Annotated in this window: 2 protein-coding genes; both read left to right on the top strand. The window is 32.4% G+C overall.

Going from position 1 to position 3,835, the window contains the following annotated elements:
• The first annotated feature begins 365 nt into the window (after positions 1–365).
• Positions 366–1,817 carry a T9SS type A sorting domain-containing protein gene (locus ACTF56_RS12850; RefSeq protein WP_438967310.1) on the top strand — a complete coding sequence of 484 codons (1,452 nt, stop codon included), beginning with the start codon at positions 366–368 and terminating at the stop codon, positions 1,815–1,817.
• A gap of 160 nt (positions 1,818–1,977) precedes the next feature.
• The gene (locus tag ACTF56_RS12845; RefSeq protein WP_438967309.1) at positions 1,978–3,807 is read left to right on the top strand and encodes a hypothetical protein; all 1,830 of its coding nucleotides are present in this window, start codon (positions 1,978–1,980) and stop codon (positions 3,805–3,807) included.
• Positions 3,808–3,835: the final 28 nt, after the last annotated feature.

Below are 3,835 nucleotides of genomic sequence, written 5' to 3'. Positions count from 1 at the left end.
CCGGCCAATAGTCTGTTTTGGGAATTTAAAAAAATCTAAGAATTCCGACCAAATTATAACATTTGAGTATAACATCCGGGGGTGCAATTCAAATTCGCCAAATATGTATAGTAGCTTTGTGGTATTGAAAATCAAAAATTATGGGTAATTCATACATCAACGTATTATTAAAAAAATTCAGACTACGGTTCTTTATTTTAGGATTATTAGGCACATTGACCATGGGTCAAGAGTTGCATTCTCAAGTATTACAGCCAGATATACTTTTTTATCGTTTTGATTATCAATCTCCTACTTACAAAACCAAGAATTACGCAACTGGCGCCACCGCACTAACAGATTCTGCATTGAATTATGGTTTGCCTGTGACTGATACAGGACTCTGTGGCACCGGGTTGAGAGGGAAAAGTTTTCCAAGTAATTTTGTTTGGTTTAATACGGGTTGGCAAACCGATTTGAGTGGTTCATGGACAATTTCATTTTATATTCATCAGGAAAGTACAGTCAGTAAAACGAGTGAATTTCATATTTTTGGAGATGCATTTGCTAATAACTTTAGATGTTTTACTAACGGAGATGCCGGTTATGGCAATTATTTGATTCGAACACCGGGCGGTGACAATATTTGTTATGGGGCTGCCTTACCTGGCAAGCATTTCGTATCATTTGTTTACGATTCAGCTACATTGATACTTAAATCTTATTTAAATGGTAAAACAAGTTCAATTACCCAGCTTTCTACTGCTTTAAAAATAAAGAGTACAAGTACCTCTAATTCTTTTAAAATTGGCGGTCATGGTGCTTCCCCTGGGATGCAAAAAAATGCTGTTTTAGATAATTTCATGTTGTTTAGTAAGGCTTTAGATTCTGCACAATTAGAGGAAACAATGACTGGATATTTCTATCCAGAATTGAATGTTTCAATTTGTGGAAACGAATATTTGAGCCCATCTGGTAAATATATGTATATGAAATCGGGCACCTTTTATGATACCGTTGCCAGTGCTAGTGGTTGCGACAGTATTTTTACGATTAATCTAACACTAATTAAGCCTCCTTTTAAAACAGTTTCAGTATCAGATTGTGAGAAATTTCAATCTCCCAACAGAAGTTATCCTTGGACAACTACCGGCACCTACTACGACACATTAATTGCGGCAAGTGGCTGCGATAGTATCGTTGAATACAAATTGACTATTTTAACGAATCGATTTTTTGATAGCGTTACAGTATGTAAGAATTGGATGAGTCCTTCAGGTAAAATGTATACCCAATCAGGTACCTATAGGGATACATTGATTAATACGGCGGGTTGTGATAGTATCATTGAATCAAGGGTTACCATTGATACTATGAATACTGGTTTAATGATGAGTAATAATGTGATTTCTGCTAATCAATTCGGTGCGAATTATGCCTGGTTGGATTGCACAAAAAATTATGAAGTTATTTCGGGTGAATATGGTCAATCATTTACGCCAACTGTGAATGGTAGTTATGCTGTTGAATTAACCCTTAGTTCTTGTAAAGATACTTCAAGTTGTATAGATGTTGTTGGTCTTGGAATTAAGCATGTTGTTGAAATTGGAGTTGGATTGTTTCCAAATCCCAGTACAGGTGTGTTTGTATTGAGGAGCTATCAGGGTCAAATTGACCAAGTATTCATTCGAAATAATATGGGTCAAATTATTAAGATTTCCAAACCAGATGTTCAAAGTGAAATTGAATTTGATTTATCCAATGAAGTATCGGGTATATATATGGTAGAAGTACACAAAAATGGTATAGTTGGAAGTTTTAAACTAATAAAAATTTAATTTTATTTAATTTTTGATTTCGTAGAACGAGCTCCTAATCTTTAGGGGCTCGTTCTATTTTATAATTTGTCGATCTCGTGAAGCGTTGACACCGATTTAATAGTCCTTCAATTCAAAGCTTGTCGAATTAGGATATATTTTTTTCAATACTTTTGCCATTATGTACAAATCTACACGGTTTATTTGTTTTTCTATCCTAATACTATGGCTTGGATGCAGAGATGCTTCGGATGATATTATTAGTAGTATAAATGCTATTCAAGACTTAGATTCAGCCTATTTAATTTTAGAACAAAATCCAACAAATGAAGTGGGATATGTATTTACCACAAAGCTAAAAAAATATTGTCAATCCAACTTAGACTCAAATTATACAAACAAATACATTAATAAATTATTCGATTTATCGGTAACTTTAAACAATGCATGTTTTAAAAACTATGCGGAACAATGCAAGACATTACAGCAATTTGTAATAGGGAATATAGAGGAATCTAGGCGTTGGACTCAACAGATGTTAATTTCCACGGCTGAAAACTCAGATGTAGATGCTTTAGACGTATATCATTTAGCAGGTATTTCATATTATTCACCTCCAGTGGATGTTGATTCAACCTTGAAATTTTGGAAATTAGGATTTCAAAGGGCGGTTGAGGATAACGATTCTTACAGGATTTACTTTTTTGCCAATAATCTGGGTGCCGTGTTTTTTGAGTTAGATATGTTTGAAATTTCAAGGCAATTTTTTCTTAAGGCATTGACGCAAGCAAAAATAAATAACACGGTATCCCCAGTTTTATTGAATAACGTATTAAATTCAATTACTAATACCAATGATTTTTCAAGTGCCAGAGATTTTTTCAATCAACATCAGGCCAACTTTAATGTAAACCCTAGGATTTTTCAAAATCAATCGGTGTATCTAAATAGCATCTTGATGAATCAAAAATTAGAAAATAACCGGATTGCTGATTCATTGATAAGAGCCTTTCCCATTGACAGTATTCATCCTTCTTTCAAAGCAAAGTATATTTCATTGCATCTAAGACAATTCCTTAATTCTGGAGATACATTTTTTATAAATAGTAATATTCAAGAACATGCAAAAGATTGTGGAATTGGATTGTTGGATCATACAACAGACAATTTAGGGAAATTAAAATCTTCGGAATTGACCTTCATTTGGGAAATTATTGAATCAGATGTTGTAGAAAAATTAAAAAATATCGAGAATGATCAAAGTCATGCTAAATATCTTTTGAACGCAATTGATATATTATTAGATAAATATAAAGATGAGAATAATGCCGTATATAATAAATATTTATTAGAATATGGTAGAGTTTCTCGGCTCGCAAATATGAGCGTATTGGATATGAATCATTATATTACAGAAGTAAGAAGAGTGGAAGATTTATTTGATAAACTCATTGTAAGAAATAAGGAAATTAAATTGCAAAATAAAAATGTTCAGTTACTTACTTTGTCATTGTTTTTGTTGTTGGGTATTCTGGGTATATCGTTCTTCTTCTATCGGAAGAAAATTAAATTTAGAAAACAAAAAGAGCTCATGCTTTTGAAAGAGAAGGATTTACTTATCCGTCAAAATACTTTGAATGATCGTGTAGTCGAATTTTCAAAAGAGTTAATTCAATTCAATAAAAAGGTTAAAACAGAGTTAGATAAAATAAATCTGGATGCTAATAATACGGATTTCTTGAGAAAATTCAGATCAGATTTGCTCGGGTTTATTTCTATTGATTTAAAACAAAATCCCAAAATTGCTGATTTGGCGTTTGATAATTTAACGGAAGATAAAATAAGCAATAAAGACAATAGTGAAGAGTTGAATAAAACCGAAAAGCGGGTTTTTACCCTTTTAAATGAAGGATTTAAACCCAATGAGGTTTCTGGAATGTTGGGAGTTACTACCCAATATGTATATAATATTAAAACAAAATTGAAGCGCATGGGAATTCCTTTGGAATAAACTTTTTATTAATACTAAGGAATTTGTA

This window comes from Flavobacterium sp., assembly GCF_965657075.1.
Lineage (GTDB): Bacteria > Bacteroidota > Bacteroidia > Flavobacteriales > Flavobacteriaceae > Flavobacterium.
The sequence above is the reverse complement of the archived record's forward strand: the minus strand, read 5'-3'. Positions and strand labels throughout refer to the sequence as shown.

Coding starts and splice junctions, on each gene's coding strand:
- ACTF56_RS12845 (WP_438967309.1), top strand. CDS start 1,978: ATGTACAAATCTACACGGTTTATTTGTTTTTCTATCCTAATACTATGG.